This window comes from Micromonospora sp. ANENR4 (assembly GCF_015354395.1).
Classification (GTDB): Bacteria; Actinomycetota; Actinomycetes; order Mycobacteriales; family Micromonosporaceae; genus Micromonospora; species Micromonospora aurantiaca.
In genome coordinates this window covers 330399-351492 of the sequence record NZ_JADKYQ010000007.1, presented here as the reverse complement: position 1 = coordinate 351492, position 21094 = coordinate 330399, and the positions used below count along the sequence as shown (strand labels likewise).

Below are 21094 nucleotides of genomic sequence, written 5' to 3'. Positions count from 1 at the left end.
CTGAGGCGCTTGATGAAACTGACCACGCACTCCTCCAGCCTGCGCCGGGCGGCGCGGAACCTGTTCGGCTGGACCGCGCTGCGGCCCAACCAGCTCGCCGCCATGCGCGCCGTGATGAAGCGCCGCGACGCCCTCGTGGTGCTGCCCACCGGCGCCGGCAAGTCGGCGATCTACCAGATCCCGGCGAGCCTGATCCCCGGCCCGACGGTGGTGATCTCCCCGCTGCTGGCGTTGCAGCAGGACCAGATCGCCGCGCTCAACGAACGGCAGCGCCCGGAGCTGCGCGCGGTACGGATAAGCTCGGACGAGAGCGCCGCCCAGCAGGCCGAGGCGATCGAGGACATCCGGGCCGGGCGCGCGGAGTTCCTGTTCATCACGCCGGAGGCGCTGAGCAACCCGGACCGGCTCGCCGAGGTCCGCGAGCTGAAGCCGGCGCTGGTGGCGATCGACGAGGCGCACTGCATCTCCGCGTGGGGCCACGACTTCCGGCCGGACTACCTGGCGCTCGGTCACCTGATCGACGGCCTGGGCCGACCGCCGGTGGTGGCGCTCACCGCTACCGCCTCCCCGCCGGTACGCGACGACATCATCGCCCGGCTGCGACTGCGCGAGCCGGAGGTGGTGGTCTCCGGGCTGGACCGGCCCAACCTCTTCCTGGAGGTGGCCCACTGCCCGACCGACGACTACCGGTGGCGGCGACTGGTCGCGCTGCTGCGCGACGACGAGCGGCCCGGCATCATCTACGTGCCGACCCGGCGGGCGGCCGAGGAGCTGGCCGAGCGGCTCACCGGCGCCGGTTTCCCGGCCGAGTTCTACCACGGTGGCATGCCCACCGCGGCCCGGCACGAGCTGCACGAGGCGTTCCTCGCCGACCGGGTGCCGATCATGGTGGCCACGTCGGCGTTCGGCATGGGCATCGACAAGCCGAACATCGCCTGGGTGGTGCACATGGCGCTGCCCGACTCGCCGGACAGCTACTTCCAGGAGATCGGCCGGGCCGGTCGCGACGGCTCGCCGGCCCGGGTACTGCTGCTGTGGCGCTCCGAGGACGTCGGCCTCCAGCGCTACTTCAGCGGCGGCCTGCCGGACGAAAAGGAACTGACCGAACTCGCCGCGCTGCTGCGCGGCAAGGCCCGTAACCGCAAGGAGCTGCGCGAGCTGACCGGCCTCGGTCCGCGCAAGATGGGGCAGTACCTCTCCCTGCTGGAGCAGGTCGGCGCCGCCGAGCCACGCGCCGGGCAGCGCATCGGCGCACCCCGGTACGCCCCGGCGGCCGCCGAGTCCGGCCGGGCCGCGCTGGCCGAGGCGGAACGGCAGCAGACGGTGACCCGGTCGCGCACCGACATGATGCGCGCGTTCGCCGAGACCACCGGCTGCCGGGGCCAGGCCCTGCTGGCGTACTTCGGTGAGCAGATGACCGAGGTCTGCGGGCACTGCGACAACTGCCACGCGGGCACCAGCGTCGCCGGTGACGGCGCGGTCGGGCCGTTCCCGGTACACAGCCAGGTACGCCACCCGGAGTGGGGCGCCGGCCTGGTGCTCAGCTACGAGGAGGACCGGATGACGGTGCTCTTCGACGAGGTGGGCTACAAGACGCTGTCCGTGCGCGTGGTGTCCGAACAGGGCCTGCTGGAGCTGGACTAGCCTGACCCGGGCGCCACGGGGGCGCCCGTCGACAACGACGACCACGGCGAAAGGGGCCTGATCGTGATCGAGCAGCCGGCGTACACCCGGTTCGGCGTCTCCGACGAGGAGTGGGGGCTGCTGGTGGGGCTGCCGCAGTCGGTCCTCACCGCGGCGGCCGCCGCCGAGTCCGACGGCACCCGCCGCACCATGGCGGAGAACGCCGCCGGGCTGGAGACCATCGCGGCCGGCCGCGAGTCGGCCAGTCCGCTGGTCGCCGCGGTGGCCGGTGAGGTCGTCGACCGGGTGGGCGACCCGGAGACCGGCGCGGAACTGCCGGTGATCACGCCGCAGGACCCGAAGGCGATGATCGAGGACGTGCTGGCCCGGGCCGGGCAGGCGTCCGCGCTGCTCACCGCGCGGGTGGACGAGGGGCAGGCCGGGGCGTACCGGCACTGGCTGGTGGAGATCGCCGAGCAGGTGGTGGGCGCGGCCTCCACCGGCGGCATCCTGGGTCTGGGCGGCGACGCGGTGACCGATTCCGAGCGTCGTTTCCGGGACCGGCTGTCCCAGGTGCTGAACGACTGAACGGACTCCTAACAGAAGGTTTCCAAATCCGTCAATGACGGACGTCACGCCCCACGGGTGTCGCTTTTCGACCCCGTGGGGCGTCCTGCTTAGAGGAGGAGTGACGAGCCACGGGGGGTCGTTGATGGACGGGAAGCTGCAACGTCAGGTCCTCGACACGGCGGCGCTGCCGCCGCCGGAGCGCTTCGGCATGTGGCTGGACACGATGGCGAGGACCCCGACGCCGCTGCGCGTGCGCAGCGCGCACGCCGACGACTTCGTCGCGCGCGCGGAGTTCATCGACCTGGGCCCGATGCAGCTCATCCGCCACCGCTACCCGTCGGTGGACTGCGTGCGCACCGCGAAACTGATCCAGCGCTCCGACCCCGACTACTACATGCTCGCGCTGACCGTCAGCGGCGCCAGCCAGGCCGACCAGGAGGGGCGGCGCGCCCGGTGCCGCCCCGGCGACCTCACCTTCTACGACTGCTCCCGGCCGCACGAACTCAGTCACCACGCCGACCCCGCCGGGCTCGACTACGCGCGCTCGATCGTGGCCCTGATGCCGTACGACGCGCTGCCGTTGCCGCCACGCCGGCTCGCTCCCCTGTTCGCCGGCCGGATGTCCGGCTCCGAGGGCGTCGGCGGGCTGGTCGCCGACTTCCTCATCCGGATCACCGCCCAGCCCGAGCAGTACCACGCGGCCGACGCGGAGCGGCTCGGCGCCGTCGGGCTCGACCTGATCGCCACGCTGCTCGGCCGCAACCTGGTCTCCGAGGACGAGGTGCCCACCGAGGTCCGGCGTCGCGCCCTCCGGGCCCAGGTGCGCGCATACGTGCGCCAGCATCTCGGTGACGCCTCGCTGGACCCGGGCGCGATCGCCGACGCGCACCACATCTCGGTGCGCTCGCTGCACCGGCTCTTCGAGGACGAGGAGACCACTGTGGCCGCGTACATCAGGGACGAGCGACTGGCCCGGTGCCGCCGCGACCTCGCCGACCCGGCGCTGAGCGACCGCTCGATCCAGGTCATCGCCGCCCGCTGGGGCTTCCGCGACAAGGCGCACTTCAGCCGGGTCTTCCGGGCCGCGCAGGGTGAGACACCCCAGGCGTACCGGGCTCGTCACCTGGAACCGGCACGGATCGTCAACAGCGAGGCATCCGCCGTCAACCTGTCCCGTACATACTGAAACTCGGGCTACCGCTCGCGGTGAGCCCACGGATATCGGGGGGCCGGGCGTGGCGCCCGCGGCGGTCCCGGCCGCGGGCGGCCCCGCCCGGTGATGGCTCCCCGGGACCGCACCGGCGGCCGAGATTTCCGGCCCCGTCGCGCTTCCCCCCAGGACCGGCGGGGCCGGTCGGCGGTCAGCCGGCCTCCTCCTCCAGCAGCGCCAGCACCGACTTCTCCACCGCCTCGCGCGGCATCTCCGGCTGCACCGGCGCCAGCACCCCGTCGTGGTAGAGATCGACCACGCGCGGGTCCACATACGAGGTGCGGGCCACCGTCGGGGTGTTGCCGAGCAGTTCGGCCACCGAACGCATCACCCCCGCCACCGCACGTTTGCGGGCGGTGGCGGACCGCTGCGGGCCCACTGTGGCCAGTTCGGCGGCGGCCAGCACCGTCGCGTGCCAGGTACGGAAATCCTTCGCGGTCATCTCGCCGCCGCTGGCGTCGCGCAGGTAGTCGTTGACCTCGTCGCTGCGCACGTCACGCCAGGAGCGGCCGTCCCAGTAGCCGAACAGCCGCTCCTGGGCACGCCGGCGACGGCGCAGGTCGAACAGCACCCGGCACAGCTCGGCGTCCTCGATCCGGCGGACCTGGTCGATGCCGCCCTTGGCCGGGAACTCGAAGACCACGCAGCCGCCCCGGGAACGGGCGTGCTCGGGGCGCAGGGTGGCCACCCCGAACGTCGGGTCGTCGCCGGTGGCGTACTGGTCGCTGCCGACCCGGAACGCGCCCATGTCGAGCAGCCGGGCGACGGTGGCGAGCACCCGTTCCCGGCGCAGGCCGCGCAGCGCCAGGTCGTGCGTGACCCGGTCGCGCAGTGCGGGCAGCCGGTGCGCCACCTCCAGCACGTGGTCGAACTTGGCCTCGTCGCGCTTGCGCCGCCAGCCCGGGTGGTAGAGGTACTGCTTACGGCCCGCCGCGTCGATGCCGGTGGCCTGGATGTGGCCGTTCGGGTACGGCGAGATCCACACGTCCTGCCATGCGGGCGGGATGACCAGCTCACGCAGCCGGGTCAGCTCCCCGGCGTCGCGTACCGGCTCGCCGGCCGGGTCGAGGAACAGCCAGCCCTTGCCGCGGCGCCGGCGCGCGTACCCCGGCCGGCCCGGATCGCTACGCCGCAACCGCACCGGAGACCCGTTCCACGTCGGCCACCGCAGCCACCACCTCGTCGATCCCGATGGCATCCAATGTCGGATGGGTTCCTACCCCGCCCGACCCGGTCGAATCCGAGTTGACGGGCGTGGGCTCGATCGCACCCAGCGCCCGGTGCCGGGGCCGGTCCGGCGGTGGGCCCCAGTGTGCCGCCGGCACCGGACCGAACAGCACCACCGAGGCGGTGCCGTAGCCGGTGGCGAGGTGCGCCACGCCGGTGTCCCCGCTGACCACCAGCCGCGCGCCCGCGACGAGCGCGGCCATCTCGGCCAGCCCGGTCCGGCCGGCCAGCACCGCCCGCGGCGGCAGCCCGGCGTCGCGGGCGACCCGCTCGGCCAGCGCCCGCTCGTCCGGCGAACCGGTCACCGCCACCCGGTGCCCGCGCGCGGCCAGCTCCCGGGCCAGCCCGGCGAACCGGTGCGCCGGCCAGCGCTTCGCCGGGATCTTGCCGCCCGGGTGCAGCAGCGTCACCCCGGCCGGTACGCCGGCCGCCGCCGGACGCCGCAGCGCCAGGTCCCCCGGGTCGGCCGGCAGCCCGTACGCGTGCAGCAGCCGGCACCAGCGGCGGACCTCGTGCTCGTCGTCGTCCCAGGCCGGGCCGTCCGGGTGCCCGGCGCCCGGGTTGCGGTAGGCCAGCACGCGCCCGGGGCGGACGGCGGCCAGCGCCCGGTGCGACTGCGGTCCCCGGCCGTGCAGGTTGACCGCCACCTCCGGCGGCGGCCCCGTCCACCCGATCCGGTCCGGCCCGGTGGTGGGCAGCACCCGGTCGACCGCCCCGGTCAGCTCCGCCAGCGGCGCCAGCCAGGCCGGCGCGGCGAGCACCAGCTCCCGGCCCGGCAGGCCGGCGCGCAGGCCGCGCAGCGCCGGCACGGCGGTCGCCAGGTCACCGACCCCGAGCGCGCGCAGCACCAGGATCACGGGTACGAGGACTCCTGCGCGGCACAGACCACCATCTCGCGTACCGCGCAGCCGGCCGGCTGGGACAGCGCGAACATGACCGCGGCGGCGGTGTCGGCGGGCTCGTTGAGCACCGCGTCCGGGCCGGGGCGGTACTGCGCGTCCCGCTCGTCGAAGAACGCGGTCCGCATCCCGCCCGGGATCAGCAGCGTCACGCCGACCGCTCCGGCGAGTTCGGCGGCGAGCGCCCGGGTGAACCCGACCACCCCGAACTTCGCCGCGCAGTACGCCGTCGCGTCACTGACCGCCTTCACGCCGAGCGTGGAGGCGACTGTGACGATGCTGCCCCGGGACGCCTCCAGCCACGGCAGCGCGGCCCGGATCACCGCGGCCGTGGCGAGCAGGTCGACGGTGACGATCCGCTCCCAGGTCTCCGCCGGGATGTCGGCGAGCTTCCCGGGCACGTCCATCCCGGCGGCGGTGACCACGGCGTCCAGCCCGCCGGAGCGTTCCGCGAGATCGCGGGTGCCGGCCTCGGCGGCGCGGGTGTCGGCCAGGTCGCACTCGACCCACGGCACCCCGTCGGCGGGGCGCTGCCGGTCCAGCACCAGCGGGCGTCCACCGGCGCGGGCCACCGCGGCGACCACCGCCGCGCCGAGCCCGCTGGAGCCGCCGGTGACCAGGACGGTCGGCCCGGCTCCGGGCGCGCCGGGTCGGATGCGTCGCTCGTTCATCGTGCTCCCTTCGCCGTGGACCGGACCTGCGCGACGGCCTCGGCCGGGTCGACCGACGGGGCCGGCCAGCCGCCGCTGCCCCGCCCGGCCCGCGCCGCCGCGATCATGTCGGTGGTCGAGCGCCCGTCGAGGTACGGCACGACCACCGTGTGGCCGCCCCAGCGGGCCAGGATCTCCGTCTCGGGCAGCGTCTCCGGGCCGCCACCGCTGGCGTAGTCGCCACCCTTGACCCAGATGTCCGGGCGCAGCCAGGACAGCGCCGCCTCCGGGGTCGGCTCGTCGAAGATCAGCACCGCGTCGACGCAGCCGAGCGCGGCGAGCAGCCGTCCCCGGTCGCCCTGCGGCACGACCGGGCGTTCCGGGCCCTTGAGCCCGGCGACGCTGGCGTCGGAGTTGAGGCAGACCACCAGGCAGTCGCCGAGTTGCCGGGCCGCCTGGAGCGTCGCCACGTGCCCGGCGTGCAGCAGGTCGAAGCAGCCGCCGGTGGCGACCACGGTGCCGCCGGCCGCGCGGACCCGGGCCACCACCTCGCCGGCCGCCCCGGCGCCGATCCGGTCCCCGCCTCCGGTGACCACTTCCGGGGCCACCGCGCGCACCGGCGCGGGCAGCGCGGCCGCGACACCGCCGCCGGCCACGTACGCGGACGCCTCGGTGACCGCCTCCTGCACCGCCTCGGACACCAGCGCCCCACGGGCCAGGGCGAGGGTCGCGGTGGACGCGAACCGGTCGCCCGCCCCGCAGGTGTCCCCCTCGGCGGGCGGCGCCGGCACCACAAGGGGCGTGGACCCGGCGTGGCTGAGCAGCGCGCCGTCCCCGCCGAGCGTCACCGCGACCGCGCGCGCCTGCCAGCGGCGGCGCAACGCGTGCGCGCTGCGGGACGCGACGGCCAGGCGGGAGCCGCCCGGCGGCGTCTTCGCCAGCTCGCGGGCCTCCGGCTCGTTCGGGGTCGCCAGGTGCACACCGGGTACGGCGGCCGGTCCGCGCGGATGCGGATCCCAGACCACCGGTGCCCGGGTGGCGGTGAGCGCGGCGCGCAGCGCCGGATGAGCCGCCACGCCCCGGCCGTAGTCGCTGACCAGCACGGCGGACGCGTCGGCGATCAGCCGCAGCACGGCATCGCTGGGCTGACCCGGGGTACCGGCGCTCCCGCCCCGGTCGTGGCGCAGCAGCACCCGGCCGCGCGCCCGCAGCCGGATCTTCTCCGGGGTGGCGCCGGCCAGCGGAAGCGCGTACAGCCGGACCCCGGCGGCGGCGAGCAGCGTGCCCAGCCGGGCCCCGCCCGCGTCGTCGGCGACGGCGGTGACCAGCGCGACCTCGGCGCCCTGCGCGGCGGCGAAGACGGCGGCCAGCCCGGCGCCGCCGGGCCGGTCGGCGGAGACGGTCTCGTCGAGCACCGGCACCGGGGAGTCCGGGCAGAGCCGGTTCACCAGACCTTCGACGTCGCGGTCCAGCAGCGTGTCACCGAGCACCACCACCGGGCCCCTCATGCCGGTCCTCCCCGCCCGGCCGGCGCCGCCGGGTCCGGCTCGCCGACGACGACCTCGACGCCGGCGCGTACCGGCCCGGCCGCGGGCTGGGCGGCGAGCGCGGCGGGCAGCGCCAGTTCGACGTACTCGCAGAGCACGTGCGAGGCCACCAGGTGCAGTTCCTGCACGACCTGCCCGTCCGGCGAGTCGATCGCCAGGTGCTCGTGGCAGAGGTCGGCGAGGGGGTTGGGTGCGGGTCCGGTGAAGGCCCAGCAGCGCATGCCGGTGTGGTGGGCGGCGTGGGCGGCGGTGAGGAGGTTGGTGCTGGTGCCGCTGGTGGTGAGGAGCAGGAGGATGTCGTGAGGTCGGCCGTGGGCACGGACCTGCCGGGCGAAGGTCTCGTCGTATCCGTAGTCGTTGGCGATCGCGGTGACGGCGCTGGTCTCGGCGTGCAGGGCGATCGCGGACAGGGGTTGGCGGTCGTGGCGGAGTTTGCCGACGAGTTCGGCGGTGAGGTGCTGGGCTTCGGCGGCGCTGCCGCCGTTACCGGCCACCAGCAGGCGGCCACCGGCGGCGAGCCGCTGCGCCAGTTCCTCACCCCAGCGGGCCAGCATCTGTTCCGCCTCCCGCAGCGGCAGCAGCGCGGCGGCCAGCAGGCTCAGGTGATCCTCCAGCACGGTCGCGCCGGCGGCCGGCGTCCCGGCCCTCATCAGGCGACCACCCGGGTCGGGCGGCGCACGGTGGCCACCTCGCCGTACAGCTCGGTGAGCCGGTCCGCGGTGGTGGCCCAGGAGTAGCGGGTGCGGGCCCGATCCAACGCGGCGGTGGCGTAGGCGAAGCGGCGGATCCGGTCGCCGAGCAGGCCCCGGAGCGCCGCGCCGAGGGCGGCCGGCTCCCGGGGCGGCACCAGGTCGCCGGTACGTCCGGCCACCACCGTGTCGATCAGCCCGCCGACGGCGGTCGCGACCACCGGTACGCCGCAGGCCATCGCCTCCAGCGGGGTGAGTCCGAACGGCTCGTACCAGGGTGCGGCCACGAGCACGTCGGCCGACCGGTACCAGCGACCCATCTCCTCCCGGGGGACGGCGCCGACCAGCCGTACCCGGTCGGCGACGCCGAGCGAGTGGGCCAGCGCGCGCAGCCGCAACGCGTACGGGTCGGTCTCCAGCAGTCCGGCCGGCGGCCCGCCCACGACGACGCACTCGGCGTCCGGCACCTCGGCCACGGCCCGGATGACGTCCTGGAAACCCTTGCGTTCGACCAGCCGGCCGACGGTGAGGATGCGGGCCCGGCCGCCGTCGCGGTCGGCGACCGGGCCGAGCGGGGAGAACGTCGTGAGGTTCACCCCCGACGGCACCACTGTCATCCGGGACCGGGGCACGCCCATCCGGACCAGTTCGGCGACCTCGTCCTGGCACTGGGCGACCACCCGGTCCACCGAGCGGCCCAGCTTCCGCTCGTGCTCGACCCGCCCCGGCGGGCTGGTGTCCTGCACGCCCTGGTGGCGGCGCTTGACGGTGCCGAGCGCGTGGTACGTCTGCACCACCGGCACCCCGGCGCGGCGGGCCGCGGCGAGACCCGCGAGCCCGCTCATCCAGAAGTGCGCGTGCACCACCTCGGGCTGCCAGTCGGCGGTGCGCCACCGGTCGGCCAGCCACTGCCCGAACGACGGCATGTACGGCAGCAGGTCGTCCTTGGCCACCGGTTCGGCCGGCCCGGCCGGTACGTGCACCACCTCGTACCCGTCCGGGGTGCGGACGCTCACCGGCAGGTCCACCGCGTCGAGCCTGGTGTAGACGCGCACGTCGTGACCGGCGGCCGCGAGCGCGGCGGAGAGCTCCGCGACATGCGTGTTCTGGCCACCGGCGTCCTCCCCGCCGAGGACGGCGAGCGGGCTGGCATGCTCCGAGATCATCGCGATGCGCATACTTCCTCCTCCAGCAGCCGGTCCCAGTCGGCGAGGAATCGCTCCAGGCCGTAGCGGTCCCGGGCGGCGGCCCGGGCCACGGCGCCCGCCCGGCGGGCGGACTCCCGGTCGTCCAGCAGGCCACGGGCGGCGTCGACGAGCGTGTCGACGCGGGTGGACAGCGCGCCCGCGGCCGGTGGCACCGCCTCCACCGCCTCGGTGGTGGCGAGTGCCACCACGGGCATGCCCAGGGTCATGGCCTCGATGAGGCTGAGGCCGAGTGAGGTCCAGCGGCACAGGTGCAGGTACGCGCGCCGTTTGGCGAGTTCGGCGTGCATGGCGTGCTGGGGTACGTCGTCGTGGCTGGTCAGCCGGTCCTCGGGCAGGCCGAGGTGGGCGGCCAGACCGTCCACCTTCATTCCGTAGACGTCCAGCGGCGCCAGCGCGGCGAACCGGGCGAGCAGGTCGGTGCCGGTGACCCGCCAGCGGCGTACCGGCTCGTTGATGACCACGGCGAGGCGGTCGAGTTCCCCGGTCCACTCGACGTTCGGTGGTACGACGCCGTGGTCGACGACAGTGGTGCGGGTGCCGCCGTTGTCCCAGAACAGCTCGTTGAACGCGGTGACGTGGGTGAGCAGCAGGTCGTCGCGGTCGGCCATCGGGTGCCGCGTGTTCGGCACGTCGCCTTTCGGCGTGTTGTGCTCGACGTAGATGGCCGGCACGTCCCGGCCCGGCCGGCGGCCGAGCCACTCGGCGGCCAGGTCGAGTTCCTCGGGGCGTTGCAGGATCACCAGGTCGACGTCGGTGTCGCGCAGCTGGTCGGGGGTGACCTCGACGGCGCTGTCCGGCCACGGGTAGGTGCGCGCCCGGCCCAGCCCGTACGGCCCCCGATCAGGGGTGACCGGCACCAGGTAGCGGTGCTTGCCGTGCACGAAGGAGGTCGTCCACGACCCGTGGACGTGCCACAGCAGGATGTTCATCCGGCCACCCCGCCCGCCACCGGCGCCGGCACGCGCAGCAGCCGCAATGCCTCCAGCACCCGTCCCGGCTCGACAGCCGACAGGCACGGGTGACCGGGCACCGGGCAGACGGTCGCGCGGGTGTCCCGGCACGCCGCCCCCGCGTCGCCGAGGCGCACCGTCGGCACCCGGTACGGCCCCCACTGCCCGAACGGCACCGTCGGGGCGAACAGGCTCACCACCGGCACGCCGAGCGCGGCGGCCAGGTGCGCCGGACCGGTGTTGCCCACCACCAGCGCCCCGGCGCCGGCGATCACCGCCGCCAGGTCGTCCAGCCCGGTCCGCCCGCCCAGGTCCACGCCGCCCGCGGCGGCCACGCGCGCGGTCAGCTCCCGCTCGTCGGGTCCGCCGGTGACCACGACCCGGTAGCCGGCCGCGCCTAGCACGCGGACCACGCGGGTGGCCAGCTCCTCCGGGCAGGCGCGGGTCTCCACCGACGAGCCGGGGTGCAGGACCACGTAGCCGGGTTCGCCGGCGTCCGCCGCGGGCGGCGGAAGCCGGTCGGTGCGGATGCGCAGCGCCGGTTCGTCGTGGCCGGGCAGCGCGAAGCCGGCGGCGGCCGCGAGTGACAGGGCACGTTCCGGTTCGGGTACGCCTGCCGGAACGCGGTGGCGGACGTCGAGCAGGCTGCCCGGGTAGTCGTCGCTGATCGCGCTGATCCGCGGTATCCCGGCCAGGCGCAGCAGCAGCGCGAGGGGCAGGGCGGACTGGTGGAAGGAGGTGAACACGACGGCCTCGTCGGCGCGTACCTCCGACAACCGGTCGGTGAGCGCGCGCACGGCGCCGGGGTCGACGGGCGGGGCGGGCGCGTCGATCCACGGCAGCGGCGCCTCGATGATCTCGTCCACGCCGGGAAGCAGGTCGGCGGCGGCCCGGCCACGTGGCCCGCACAGCAGCACCACCCGCTGCGCTCCGGCCGCTACCGCCCGGATGCCCGGCCCGGTCACCAGCACATCGCCCGCCGCGTCGCTGCGGACCACCAGCACCGTCCCGCGACGCGACCGGCGCGCGGGGTGCGGCGCGGCCGTCAGGCGCATCCGGGCCAGCACGATGCCCACCGCGTCCGGCAGGTCCGCGGCGACTGTGGGCGCGGCGGCGACCTCGGCGGCCCGGGTCGCCGGCGTGGGCACCATGATCGCGGCGGCGCCCGCAGCCGCGGCGGCTGCCGTGTCCGCGCCGATGTCCCCGATCAGCACGCACCGGGTAGGGGTGGTGCCGAGCGCTCGGGCCGCCTCGTGGACGAGGCCGGGCGCGGGCTTGCGGCAGGCGCACCCGTCGGCCTCCGCGTGCGGGCAGATCACCCAGTGGTCGAAGGGCCCGAGCAGCTCCTCCACCCTGGCGTTGACCAGGCGCAGGTCGTGCGCGGTGAAGTACCCCCGGGCCAGGCCGGACTGGTTGGTGACCACCGCCAGCCGCAGCCCGGCCGCCCGCAACCGGTCCAGCGCCTCCCGGGCGCCGGGCACCGGCCGTACCTTCTCCGGGTCGCCGTTGTACGGCACGTCCTCCACCAGCGTGCCGTCCCGGTCCAGCAGGACCGCGTCGTACAGGCCGGACGGGAAGCGGTCAGTACCCGGGTCAAACCGGGCTGACCTGCACTGATCCCGCTCCTGGTCCCGTCGCACGGGCGGCGGGTTCCCGAGGCCCCGAGGAGTAAACGTCGGCGTCGGCGCCAGGCCGCCCCGCCGGTGCCGCACTGCCGGGTGCGCACCTGCCACGACCGGCCCGGTCCGGCGATACCCGCCGCCCCGGAGAAGCTAACCCGGATCGCCGTTAGCGACCGCCCGCGCGGGGGTACCGCTCGGTGATGGCGGTTGTGGAGAAGGTGATCGACGCGCCCCCGGAGCAGGTCTTCGAGGTGCTCGCGGACGGGTGGACGTACAGCGACTGGGTGGTGGGCACCGCGCACGTGCGGGACGTGGACGACACGTGGCCGCGCGTCGGCAGCCGCCTGCACCACCGGGCCGGGCCGTGGCCGTTCTCGCTCCAGGACAAGTCGACGGTGCTGGAGTGCCAGGCGCCGCACCGGCTGGTGCTGCGCGCCGGGCTGTGGCCGGCCGGGGAGGCGGTCGTGGCGTTCGTGCTCGAGCCGCTCGACGACGGCAGGACCCGGGTGACGCTCGGCGAGGACTTCGCCGCCGGGCCGTTGCGGTGGATCCGGACCAAGCTCAACGACCTGGTGCTGCATCTTCGTAACCGGGAGACGCTGGCCCGGCTGTCCGACATCGCGACGCGGCAGAAGCCGGAGCGGTGATCGATCGCCGGCGGGGCGTCTGTGCGGCCGCCGCGCGAGGGACTGGCTACCCTCTCAGGTGAACCTGTCGGCTGACCGAGGATGTCCGTGATGATCGAACCCGTGCAGTTACCCTCCCCGTGGGGGGATGCGCGCCTGACCGTCGTCGTTCCGACCTACAACGAGGCGGGCAACCTCCCGGTGCTGGTCGAGCGCCTGCTCGCGCTGCCGCTGCCGGGGCTGAAGGTGCTGGTCGCCGACGACAACTCCCCGGACGGAACCGGCGAGGTCGCCGACAAGCTGGCCATCGAGCACCCGGACCGGGTGATGGTGGTGCACCGCCCGGGCAAGGAGGGCCTCGGCCGGGCGTACGTGGACGGCATCGGCCGGGCGCTCGACGACGGTGCGGACTTCGTCGCGCAGATGGACGCCGACCTGTCGCACCCGCCGGAGGCGCTGCCCGGCATGCTCGGCGCGCTGCTGTCCACCCAGGCTTCGGTGGTCATCGGCTCGCGTTACGTGCCCGGCGGTGAGCTGGACGAGAACTGGCCGCTGTACCGGCGCGCGCTCAGCGGCTGGGCGAACCTGTACGTGCACACGCTGCTGCGGGTCCGCATCCGCGACCTGACCGCCGGCTTCAAGATCTGGCGGGCGGACGCGCTGCGCGCGATCGGGCTGGACCGGGTCCAGTCGAACGGCTACAGCTTCCAGGTGGAGATGCACTACCTCGCCACCAAGCTCGGTCACACGATCCTCGAGGTGCCGATCCGTTTCGAGGAACGCCGCGACGGCGACTCGAAGATGACCACGGCCACGAAGATCGAGAGTGCGCTGATGCCGTTCAAGCTGCGCAGCCGGCACCGCAACCTGGACTCCTGACCCGCTCTCCCGCGCCTCCCCGCGCCCTCACGCCGCGTCATCGTCACCGCGCGTGAGGGCGCGGTCGTCCCGCCACATTCCCTCGTCGGCCCTTTGCTCTGCAGCCATCGGCGCAGCAGCGCTCTGAGCAGGGGCGCTGTCCGGGACACCGTCTCGCCGGCCGCCCGCCGCGGACACGGTGCGTGACCGATGCGTATGCGGGTGCAGAGCAAAGGCGGCGGTGCGGTCGCGCCTCGTCCCGGGCAGCCAGCAGATCTTGGTAGGAAACGGCCCCCATAGGGGCACTTTCGTACCAAGATCTACGGCGACTCCCAGGATGCGGGCTGCCGATCTCGTTTTCCGGGATCGCTCCGCCCGTCGTCGGGGCAGCCGGTGGGGGCGCGGGCGGGTCAGCGGTAGACGGTGCGGTGCGCGGCGGCGATCGTGCGGGCGTACACCTCGCCGGTGACCGCCCGGTCGCGTGCGAGCGCGGCGCGTGCCGCGTTCGCCCCCGGCGCACCGTGCACGCCACCGCCCGGGTGGGCGGAGGCGCTGGCCAGGTAAAGCCGGTCGACCGGGGTGTCGGCGCGGCCCAGGCCGGGGATCGGCCGCAGGAACAACTGCTGGTACGCCGCGGCGGTGCCCCCGCCGAGCGCTCCCCCGACCAGGCTCGGCTCGGCGGCCTCCAGATCGGCCGGGCCGGCCACGTGCCGCCCGACGATCGACGCCCGGAACCCGGGTGCCGCCGCCTCCAGCACCTCCTCCATCCGCGCCACGTGCCCCGCCACCTCCTCGGCCCGCCAGTCCCGGCGGAACGGCAGGTGCGTGTAGGACCAGAGCGACTCGGTGCCGGGCGGTGAATGGCTCGGGTCGGCCACCGACATCTGCCCCACCAGCAGGAACGGATCCCGTGGCAGCTCGCCGCGGGCCAGCTCGGCCGCGTACGTGGTGAGCCCGTCGAGGTCGGCGCCCAGGTGCACGGTGCCGGCGCCGGCCAGGTCGCGGTTCTTCCACGGCACCGGCGCGGACAGCGCCCAGTCGACCTTGAGTGTGGAGCCGTCCCACTTGAAGTGCGCCAGGTCCTCCACCATCCGGGATGGCAGCGCCGCCGCGCCGACCAGGTCGAGGAAGAGCGCCGGGGCGGGCACGTCGGCGAGCACCGCGCGCCGGGCCCGCCAGTCGGTGCCGCCGGCGGTGCGGACGCCCATCGCCCGGCCCCGGGCGGTGAGCACCCGCTCGACCCGGGCGCCGTACGTGATCCGCCCGCCCCGCTCGACCAGCCGCGCGACGAGCGCGTCGGTGATCTTCTGGGCGCCGCCGACCGGCACCGGCCAGCCCACCTGCTGGCCGAGCATGGCGAGCAGCCAGCCGTACACCCCGGAACCGGCGTCCTCCGGGGACAGGTCGGTGTGCAGGGCGCAGCCGGCCAGCAGCACCGTGCCGCCCTCGCCCTCGAACAGTTCCGCGCCGAGCTTGCGGACCGGCAGCACGAGGCGGCGGCCCAGGCGCAGCGCGCCGCCGACCCGGAGTTGCCGCAGCAGGCCCAGCCCGCCGCGTACCGGCGGGAACGGGGTGGTGATGGTCTGCAACATCGGCTCGGCCACCTGGCACCAGTCGGCGTACGCGTGCCGCCAGCGCTCCCCGTCGCCGGGGGCGAACGCCTCCAGCGAGGCGGCGGTGACGTCCAGGTCGCGGTTTACCACTGCGGCGCGCCCGTCCGGGAGCAGGTGCGCCAGCACGTCCGGCGCGTGCGTCCAGGACAGGCCGTGCCGTTCCAGGTCCAGCCCGTCGAGTACCGGGGAGGCGTAGCCGAGCGGGTAGAAGGAGCTGTAGAGGTCGCTGAGGTAACCGGGCGCCGTGACGTACGCGGAGCGCACGGCTCCGCCGGGCGCCTCGGTGGCCTCCAGGACCTCGACGTCCCAGCCGGCGTCCACCAGCAGGTTCGCGGCCACCAGCCCGTTGTGCCCGGCTCCGATGACGACGGCGTCTGCGGTGGAGGTCATCGGATCCGGCTACCCGGCCGGTCACCGGGCGAAACGCGTTTGTCCCGCCCAGGCCGGGGCAAGCACGGCCGCATGTACACGGTTGCGCAGCTCATTGGTGGGGTGTGGGGCGCCGGCGGCGAGGGCGGCGAGCTGGTCGTCCACGATCCGGCGGACGGGTCGCCGGTGACGCGGACGCCCGTCGCGACGGCCGACGAGGTGGCCAAGGCGGTGGAGGCGGCCCGGGGGGTGGCGGCGGAGTGGGCCGCGACCGCACCGGCGGAACGGGCCGCGGCGCTGCACCGGGCGGCGGACGCGGTCGAGGCGGCGGCAGGCGAGCTGGCCGAGGCGACCACGGCGGAGATGGGCAAGCCGCTCGAAGACGCGCGGGGCGGGGTGGCGGCGGGCGTCGGCACACTGCGACAGTACGCCGAACTGGCCCCCGTCCGGGGCGGCCGGACGCTGCACGGCGCGCACGACGCGCTGGACTTCATGGCCCCCGAGCCGCGCGGCGTCGTCGCCGTGATCACCCCGTGGAACGACCCGGTTGCGGTGTCCTGCGGCCTGCTCGGCGCCGCGCTGGTCACCGGCAACGTGGTGGTCCACAAGCCGAGCGAGCGGACCCCCGCCACCGGCTGGCTGCTGGCCCGCGCGCTGGACTCGGCGCTGCCGGCCGGGGTGCTGTCGCTGCTCACCGGCGGTAGCGAGGTGGGCGCCGCGCTGGCCGGGCAGGAACTGGACGTGATCGCGCACGTCGGTTCCACCGCCACCGGCCGGGCGATCGCCGCCGCGGGCGCGCGTACCGGGGCGAAGGTGCTGCTGGAGAACGGCGGCAGCGACCCGCTCGTGGTGGACGCGGACGTCGACCCGGTCTGGGCGGCCGGACAGGCGGCGCTCGGGTGCTTCGCCAACGCCGGTCAGATCTGTGTGGCGGTCGAGCGGATCTACGTGCACCGCGACGTCGCCGAGGGCTTCCTGGACGCGCTGGTGGCGCGCGCCGAGGCGCTCACAGTGGGCCCTGGCCGTGACCCGGGCACGCAGCTCGCGCCGCTGGTCGACCGGCGGCACCGGGACCACGTCCACGGTCAGGTGACCGCCGCGCTCGCCGACGGCGCCCGGGTACGCGCCGGCGGCGTACTGCCGGACGGGCCGGGCGCGTTCTACCCGGCGACGGTGATCGAGGGCTGCCGCCACGACATGACGTTGGTCCGCGAGGAGACGTTCGGGCCGGTCGCGCCGGTGGTGGTGGTCGACTCGTTCAGCGAGGGGCTGCGCTGCGCCGCCGACTCCCCGTACGGCCTGGCCGCCACCGTGCTGACCGGCTCGATGAGCCACGCCCAGCGCGCCTGGCGGGAGCTGCCGGTCGGGACCGTGAAGATCAATTCGGTGTTCGGCGGGGCACCCGGCGGTGCGGCCCAGCCGCGCCGGGGCAGCGGCCAGGGCTTCGGGTACGGCCCGGAACTGCTGGACGAGTTCAGCACCATGAAGGCGGTGCACCTGGAGGCGCCGGGCGGCGGCCACTGGTGAGGCGGCACGACACGAGCCCGGGACCGAGGCGGTCCCGGGCTCGACGCGTACCCCCAGGTGTCAGCGACCCCCGCGGGCCTTGCGGGTCGCGTTGTTGTTCGCCTTCTCGATGGCCTTGACCAGCTCCGGCTTGGTCATCCGGGACCGGCCGCGCACGTCCAGCTTCTTCGCCACCTCCATGAGGTGGTCCTTGGTGGCGTTGGCGTCCACCCCACCGGCGGTCGGCGCGCGCCGGGCCGGGCCGCCGCCTGCGGCCTGCTTGTCGCTGGGCCCCTTGCGGCCCTTGGGCTCCCAGTGGTCGCCCACCTTCTCGAACTCGTGCTTGACCGCGGCGAAGGCGGTGCGGTGCGCCCGCTCCCCCTCGCCGTACGTCTCGACCGCCGAGTCGTGCGTCTTCTCCCAGGTCCGCTGCGCCTTCGCCGGGGAGCGCCGCAGCGTGCTGGGCAGTACCTCGCGCCCGGGCATCTCGTCCTCCTGGAGTCGGGATCGGCTGTCTGGTGTGGTTCCCTCCCGCCCGGCGGGCAAACCGGCACCCGGTTTGTCGATTTCCCCCCGGGGGTACCGCCCGCCCACGCCCGTGGCGGGCCCTGGAGGAGGCGGACATGACCGCGACGACACCACAGACGGCCGGCACCCGGACGCGGTCCCGTTTCCCCCGCCGGATCCGTCAGCTCAACTGGCGCACCTGGCGCGGTGTGCTGGTGCGCAGCGGCAAGGGTTTCGTCACCGACAACTGCGCGGACTGGGCCGCGGCGCTCACCTACTACGGCGTGCTGGCCCTGTTCCCGTCCACGATCGTGGTGGTCGCGCTGGTCGGCCTGGTCTCCGACGGCCCGCGCACCGTCGACACCGTGATCGACCTGGCCCGGGAGATCGGCGCCGGCTCGGTGGTCGGCAACGACGCGTTCGTGGGCGTGGTGCGCAACGTGGTCGAGCAGCAGGGCTCGGCGAAGGTGCTGCTCAGCTTCGGTCTGCTCGGCGCGCTCTGGTCCGCGTCCGGGTTCATCGGCGCGTTCACCCGCGCCTCCAACGCGATCTACGGGGTGCGGGAGGGCCGGCCGTTCTACCGGCTGCGCCCGTTGCAGATCGGCATGGCCGCGGTGACGATCGTGCTGCTCGCCGTGGTGGCCACCGGGCTGATCGTCAGCGGCCCGGTCACCGACGCGGTCGGCGACCTGCTGCACGCCGGAGCGGTGGCCCGCACGACGTGGTCGGTGGCGAAGTGGCCGCTGCTCGCCGTGGTCGCGATGACGCTGCTGTCGCTGCTGTTCTGGATCGCGCCGAACGTGCGGCAGCCGCGGTTCCGCTGGCTCACCCCGGGTGGCGCGCTCGCACTCGTGGCCTGGGTGCTCGCGTCCTTCGGCTTCGGCCTGTACGTGGCGAACTTCGGCTCGTACGACGTCACGTACGGCAGTCTCGGCGCGGTCATCGCGTTCCTGGTGTGGCTCTACCTGTCCAACTGCGCGTTGATGCTCGGCGTGCAGGTGAACGCCGAACTGCAACGCGGGCGGGCGATGCAGGCCGGGGTCGAGGAGCCGGACGACCCGGTGCTGCCGCCCCGTGCCCCGGCCGACGACGAGAAGACGGACGGGCAGAAGGCCGGCGACGAGACGGCAGATGCGGAGAAGACGGCCGACCGGTTGCCGCCCGGATGACCGGCTCTCCCGGGCGGCGCCGGTTTACCGGCGGTCCCCCGGGGCATCTCCCAAGGCATGGAACGTGGCAGCAGCAAGCACTCGCCCAGGGTCGACGATCAGATGAGCAGCGAGGTCAGCGGTCTCGTCCAGAGCGCCGGCACCGGCGGTTCGCGGGCCGAGGAGTTCCGGATCCCGGAGCCGGCCGGCGAGGACCAGCCGGAGGCCACCACCGCGCCGGCCGGGGAGCTGCGCAGCGGCACGCCGCAGGGCATGAGCTCCGAGGACGTCGAGGCGCGCAGCCGTCTGGGGCGGTTCATCACGATGACCGCCCTGCCCGGTGACCGGGAGGCGCTGCTGGCGAACGCACGGGAGAACGAGGCGCCGACGGACATCGTCGCCGCCCTGGAGACCCTGCCCGCGGGCGCCCACTACCAGACGATCTCCGAGGTGTGGGCCGCACTCGGGCACAGGAACGAGACGACGCGCTGGTGAGCGGGCCGGCCCACGGCCCGTACGAGACACACACCGGCGGAACAGGAGGAACCCCGACATGAGTGGCGTTACCGAGCACGTGGACGTGGACGTCCCGATCCGGACCGCGTACGACCAGTGGACCCAGTTCGAGGAGTTCCCGCACTTCATGGACGGCGTGCAGGAGGTGCGGCAGCTCTCCGACACGATGACCCACTGGACCGTCGAGATCGCGGGCGTGAAGCGCGAGTTCGACGCCGAGATCACCGAGCAGCTGCCGGACGAGCGGGTGGCCTGGCGCTCCACCGGGGGCACCCAGCAGGCGGGCGTGGTGACCTTCCACCGGCTCGACGAGGGGCACACCCGGGTCACGCTGCAGATGGAGTTCGAGCCGCACGGCGTGGTCGAGCAGGCCGGCGACAAGCTGGGCGTGGTCGACCGGCGCGCCAAGGGCGATCTGGAGCGGTTCAAGCAGTTCATCGAGCGGCGCGGTCAGGAGACCGGCGCCTGGCGCGGCGCTGTCGACCGCCCCACCCCCTGAGCCACCTCCCCCGTACCCGAGTCTGGATGGCCGCCGGCGGTGCCGGCGGCCATCGCCGTGTCCGGCCGTTTGCGATCATCCGGTCCGGGTACCGCAGGGGAATGACCGACAACGACCGCCAGTGGCGCGACGAGGACCGCACTCCCCTGCACGAGCTGGACCAGGCCATCGCCCGGTCGGCCACGGACGGCCAGGGCGACGACGTCACCGCCAACGACGCCGGCGAGGAGGCCGCGTTCGGCCACGGCCCGGAGGCGGTGGACCGGGGCGCCGGCCCCGAGGCCGAGCGGCGTGAGATGACCGATGCGGACCGGGCCTACCGGCCGTCGACGATCGGGCGGACCGGCCCGGACGGCGGGTGATCGCGGGGTGGCTGCGGGCATCGGTGCCGATTCCCGCAGCCGCCGGATTCATGCTCGGCCGACACGACAAAAAGTGCGGTACGGACAGCCAGGAAAACGGACAGCCCATCCAGAATCGGCCGAACGGCTGACGGCACTCCCCCTGATGCGCGCAAGACTTTCGGGATGCAACAGGGCTCCGGTTTCCTCTCCAACCGTCAGCGCAAGCTCGCGTGGCTGGGCTTCCTGCTCGCCGCGATCCAGGCTCCGGTCTCCGCCCGGTTCACCGAGGACAGCTCCTGGCTGTTCAGCCTGGTGGTGGCGCTGATGGTCGCGACCGTGATCATCGCCGACGACGGCGCCCGCCGTCGCCCGGCCGAAGCACGCTCCTCCGACTGAGTCAGCGAGTGCCGGGGCGCGCCTCGTGCCCCGCCATCCCCCGGCTGCGGCGGCGCTCCTTCATCTCCGCCTCGTAGAGGTGCCGCCGGCCCGCGACGAGCTCGTCGCGGGCCTGCCGGTCCAGCTCCCGGAAGAGCGCGTAGTAGCCGTCGTCGAAGTCCTCGACGATCTGGAACGTCCACCGCCCGGCGATGACGTTGCGGCCGAGCAGTTCCCTGTCGATCCGCTCGGCGAGCGCCGGGTGACCGGCGGTGCGGAACATCTCCACCGCGTCGTCGAGCATCAGGTCGGCGTGGCCGATGAGCTGGTGCAGCTCGTAGAGGTGCCCACGGGCCCGCTCGACGCACTCCAGGGCCTCGCTGAGCTTGCCCAGCGCCTCGACCGTGGCGTCACTCACTCCCTCCGGGCGCCGGTGTGCCCGGTCCGGTCCGTCGGCCCGCTGTCCCATCGTGTCCCTCCGTGACCCCGATCGCGTGCTCTGCGTACCGGACTTCTGCCCCCGCACGGGCGACTCAAT

22 protein-coding genes are annotated in these 21094 nt (G+C 74.6%); 11 read left to right on the top strand and 11 right to left on the bottom strand.

Annotated elements, in window-relative coordinates; all coding sequences use genetic code 11:
* Positions 1-12: 12 nt before the first annotated feature.
* From IRY44_RS15065 to IRY44_RS15055, 3 genes are all read left to right on the top strand, one after another.
* Complete coding sequence (locus tag IRY44_RS15065) at positions 13-1644, top strand: ATP-dependent DNA helicase RecQ (protein WP_194801015.1); 1632 nt, start codon at positions 13-15, stop codon at positions 1642-1644.
* A gap of 63 nt (positions 1645-1707) precedes the next feature.
* Positions 1708-2211, top strand: coding sequence for a hypothetical protein (locus tag IRY44_RS15060; protein ID WP_135239346.1), 504 nt, complete (start codon positions 1708-1710; stop codon positions 2209-2211).
* Positions 2212-2335: 124 nt separating this feature from the next.
* Entirely contained in the window at positions 2336-3379 is a 1044-nt protein-coding gene (locus IRY44_RS15055; RefSeq protein ID WP_194801014.1) for a helix-turn-helix domain-containing protein, read from the top strand.
* A 175-nt stretch (positions 3380-3554) separates the two neighbouring features.
* On the opposite strand, the gene IRY44_RS15050 is transcribed toward IRY44_RS15055, so the two are convergent.
* From IRY44_RS15050 to IRY44_RS15015, 8 genes are read right to left on the bottom strand one after another with little or no spacing between them, the layout of a single operon-like run.
* The gene (locus IRY44_RS15050; RefSeq protein WP_194801013.1) at positions 3555-4544 is read right to left on the bottom strand and encodes a DNA topoisomerase IB; all 990 of its coding nucleotides are present in this window, start codon (positions 4542-4544) and stop codon (positions 3555-3557) included.
* Positions 4528-5487, bottom strand: a complete 960-nt coding sequence (locus IRY44_RS15045; protein WP_194801012.1) for a glycosyltransferase family 9 protein — start codon at positions 5485-5487, stop codon at positions 4528-4530. Before IRY44_RS15045 ends, IRY44_RS15050 begins: the two co-directional genes overlap by 17 nt.
* A complete protein-coding gene (locus tag IRY44_RS15040; protein WP_194801011.1) occupies positions 5484-6200 on the bottom strand; it encodes an SDR family oxidoreductase in 717 nt (238 codons plus the stop codon). Before IRY44_RS15040 ends, IRY44_RS15045 begins: the two co-directional genes overlap by 4 nt.
* Positions 6197-7687, bottom strand: coding sequence for a PfkB family carbohydrate kinase (locus IRY44_RS15035; protein ID WP_194801010.1), 1491 nt, complete (start codon positions 7685-7687; stop codon positions 6197-6199). Before IRY44_RS15035 ends, IRY44_RS15040 begins: the two co-directional genes overlap by 4 nt.
* Positions 7684-8376, bottom strand: a complete 693-nt coding sequence (locus IRY44_RS15030) for an SIS domain-containing protein (protein ID WP_194801009.1) — start codon at positions 8374-8376, stop codon at positions 7684-7686. The genes IRY44_RS15035 and IRY44_RS15030 overlap by 4 nt, the downstream gene beginning before the upstream one ends.
* The gene (locus tag IRY44_RS15025; protein WP_194801008.1) at positions 8376-9593 is read right to left on the bottom strand and encodes a glycosyltransferase; all 1218 of its coding nucleotides are present in this window, start codon (positions 9591-9593) and stop codon (positions 8376-8378) included. Before IRY44_RS15025 ends, IRY44_RS15030 begins: the two co-directional genes overlap by 1 nt.
* Positions 9578-10552: a glycosyltransferase gene (locus IRY44_RS15020; RefSeq protein ID WP_194801007.1), complete on the bottom strand. Its 975-nt coding sequence runs from the start codon at positions 10550-10552 to the stop codon at positions 9578-9580. The genes IRY44_RS15025 and IRY44_RS15020 overlap by 16 nt, the downstream gene beginning before the upstream one ends.
* Positions 10549-12213, bottom strand: coding sequence for an HAD-IIIA family hydrolase (locus IRY44_RS15015; RefSeq protein ID WP_194801006.1), 1665 nt, complete (start codon positions 12211-12213; stop codon positions 10549-10551). The genes IRY44_RS15020 and IRY44_RS15015 overlap by 4 nt, the downstream gene beginning before the upstream one ends.
* A gap of 182 nt (positions 12214-12395) precedes the next feature.
* Here IRY44_RS15015 and IRY44_RS15010 point away from each other — a divergent pair, with 182 nt between their 5' ends.
* Together IRY44_RS15010 and IRY44_RS15005 are read left to right on the top strand one after the other, a co-directional pair.
* On the top strand, positions 12396-12842 hold the full coding sequence (locus IRY44_RS15010) for an SRPBCC family protein (RefSeq protein WP_194801005.1): 447 nt from the start codon (positions 12396-12398) through the stop codon (positions 12840-12842).
* Between the two features lie 90 nt (positions 12843-12932).
* A complete protein-coding gene (locus IRY44_RS15005) occupies positions 12933-13700 on the top strand; it encodes a polyprenol monophosphomannose synthase (protein ID WP_194801004.1) in 768 nt (255 codons plus the stop codon).
* Between the two features lie 389 nt (positions 13701-14089).
* On the opposite strand, the gene IRY44_RS15000 is transcribed toward IRY44_RS15005, so the two are convergent.
* The gene (locus IRY44_RS15000; RefSeq protein WP_194801003.1) at positions 14090-15682 is read right to left on the bottom strand and encodes an NAD(P)/FAD-dependent oxidoreductase; all 1593 of its coding nucleotides are present in this window, start codon (positions 15680-15682) and stop codon (positions 14090-14092) included.
* 72 nt (positions 15683-15754) lie between these two features.
* Here IRY44_RS15000 and IRY44_RS14995 point away from each other — a divergent pair, with 72 nt between their 5' ends.
* Positions 15755-17188, top strand: a complete 1434-nt coding sequence (locus IRY44_RS14995; protein WP_194801002.1) for an aldehyde dehydrogenase — start codon at positions 15755-15757, stop codon at positions 17186-17188.
* Positions 17189-17248: 60 nt separating this feature from the next.
* Here the strand turns inward: IRY44_RS14995 and IRY44_RS14990 are convergent, their stop codons facing one another.
* Positions 17249-17653 carry a ChaB family protein gene (locus tag IRY44_RS14990; protein ID WP_194801001.1) on the bottom strand — a complete coding sequence of 135 codons (405 nt, stop codon included), beginning with the start codon at positions 17651-17653 and terminating at the stop codon, positions 17249-17251.
* Positions 17654-17790: 137 nt separating this feature from the next.
* Between IRY44_RS14990 and IRY44_RS14985 the strand changes: the two genes are divergently transcribed.
* The 5 genes from IRY44_RS14985 to IRY44_RS14965 all read left to right on the top strand — a co-directional run bounded on the left by IRY44_RS14985 (position 17791) and on the right by IRY44_RS14965 (position 20577).
* On the top strand, positions 17791-18843 hold the full coding sequence (locus IRY44_RS14985; RefSeq protein WP_194801000.1) for a YihY/virulence factor BrkB family protein: 1053 nt from the start codon (positions 17791-17793) through the stop codon (positions 18841-18843).
* Between the two features lie 57 nt (positions 18844-18900).
* On the top strand, positions 18901-19317 hold the full coding sequence (locus IRY44_RS14980) for a DUF2795 domain-containing protein (protein WP_194800999.1): 417 nt from the start codon (positions 18901-18903) through the stop codon (positions 19315-19317).
* 58 nt (positions 19318-19375) lie between these two features.
* Positions 19376-19837, top strand: coding sequence for an SRPBCC family protein (locus IRY44_RS14975; RefSeq protein WP_013285389.1), 462 nt, complete (start codon positions 19376-19378; stop codon positions 19835-19837).
* Positions 19838-19938: 101 nt separating this feature from the next.
* Complete coding sequence (locus IRY44_RS14970; RefSeq protein ID WP_194800998.1) at positions 19939-20199, top strand: hypothetical protein; 261 nt, start codon at positions 19939-19941, stop codon at positions 20197-20199.
* A gap of 165 nt (positions 20200-20364) precedes the next feature.
* Complete coding sequence (locus tag IRY44_RS14965; RefSeq protein ID WP_018784964.1) at positions 20365-20577, top strand: hypothetical protein; 213 nt, start codon at positions 20365-20367, stop codon at positions 20575-20577.
* A gap of 1 nt (position 20578) precedes the next feature.
* Here IRY44_RS14965 and IRY44_RS14960 read toward each other — a convergent pair whose 3' ends face one another.
* A complete protein-coding gene (locus tag IRY44_RS14960; protein ID WP_194800997.1) occupies positions 20579-21025 on the bottom strand; it encodes a hypothetical protein in 447 nt (148 codons plus the stop codon).
* Between the last annotated feature and the right edge of the window lie 69 nt (positions 21026-21094).

Coding starts and splice junctions, on each gene's coding strand:
- IRY44_RS15065 (WP_194801015.1), top strand. CDS start 13: ATGAAACTGACCACGCACTCCTCCAGCCTGCGCCGGGCGGCGCGGAAC.
- IRY44_RS15055 (WP_194801014.1), top strand. CDS start 2,336: ATGGACGGGAAGCTGCAACGTCAGGTCCTCGACACGGCGGCGCTGCCG.
- IRY44_RS15040 (WP_194801011.1), bottom strand. CDS start 6,200: ATGAACGAGCGACGCATCCGACCCGGCGCGCCCGGAGCCGGGCCGACC.
- IRY44_RS15035 (WP_194801010.1), bottom strand. CDS start 7,687: ATGAGGGGCCCGGTGGTGGTGCTCGGTGACACGCTGCTGGACCGCGAC.
- IRY44_RS15030 (WP_194801009.1), bottom strand. CDS start 8,376: ATGAGGGCCGGGACGCCGGCCGCCGGCGCGACCGTGCTGGAGGATCAC.
- IRY44_RS15025 (WP_194801008.1), bottom strand. CDS start 9,593: ATGCGCATCGCGATGATCTCGGAGCATGCCAGCCCGCTCGCCGTCCTC.
- IRY44_RS15020 (WP_194801007.1), bottom strand. CDS start 10,552: ATGAACATCCTGCTGTGGCACGTCCACGGGTCGTGGACGACCTCCTTC.
- IRY44_RS15010 (WP_194801005.1), top strand. CDS start 12,396: ATGGCGGTTGTGGAGAAGGTGATCGACGCGCCCCCGGAGCAGGTCTTC.
- IRY44_RS15005 (WP_194801004.1), top strand. CDS start 12,933: ATGATCGAACCCGTGCAGTTACCCTCCCCGTGGGGGGATGCGCGCCTG.
- IRY44_RS15000 (WP_194801003.1), bottom strand. CDS start 15,682: ATGACCTCCACCGCAGACGCCGTCGTCATCGGAGCCGGGCACAACGGG.
- IRY44_RS14995 (WP_194801002.1), top strand. CDS start 15,755: ATGTACACGGTTGCGCAGCTCATTGGTGGGGTGTGGGGCGCCGGCGGC.
- IRY44_RS14990 (WP_194801001.1), bottom strand. CDS start 17,653: ATGCCCGGGCGCGAGGTACTGCCCAGCACGCTGCGGCGCTCCCCGGCG.
- IRY44_RS14985 (WP_194801000.1), top strand. CDS start 17,791: ATGACCGCGACGACACCACAGACGGCCGGCACCCGGACGCGGTCCCGT.
- IRY44_RS14980 (WP_194800999.1), top strand. CDS start 18,901: ATGGAACGTGGCAGCAGCAAGCACTCGCCCAGGGTCGACGATCAGATG.
- IRY44_RS14975 (WP_013285389.1), top strand. CDS start 19,376: ATGAGTGGCGTTACCGAGCACGTGGACGTGGACGTCCCGATCCGGACC.
- IRY44_RS14970 (WP_194800998.1), top strand. CDS start 19,939: ATGACCGACAACGACCGCCAGTGGCGCGACGAGGACCGCACTCCCCTG.
- IRY44_RS14965 (WP_018784964.1), top strand. CDS start 20,365: ATGCAACAGGGCTCCGGTTTCCTCTCCAACCGTCAGCGCAAGCTCGCG.
- IRY44_RS14960 (WP_194800997.1), bottom strand. CDS start 21,025: ATGGGACAGCGGGCCGACGGACCGGACCGGGCACACCGGCGCCCGGAG.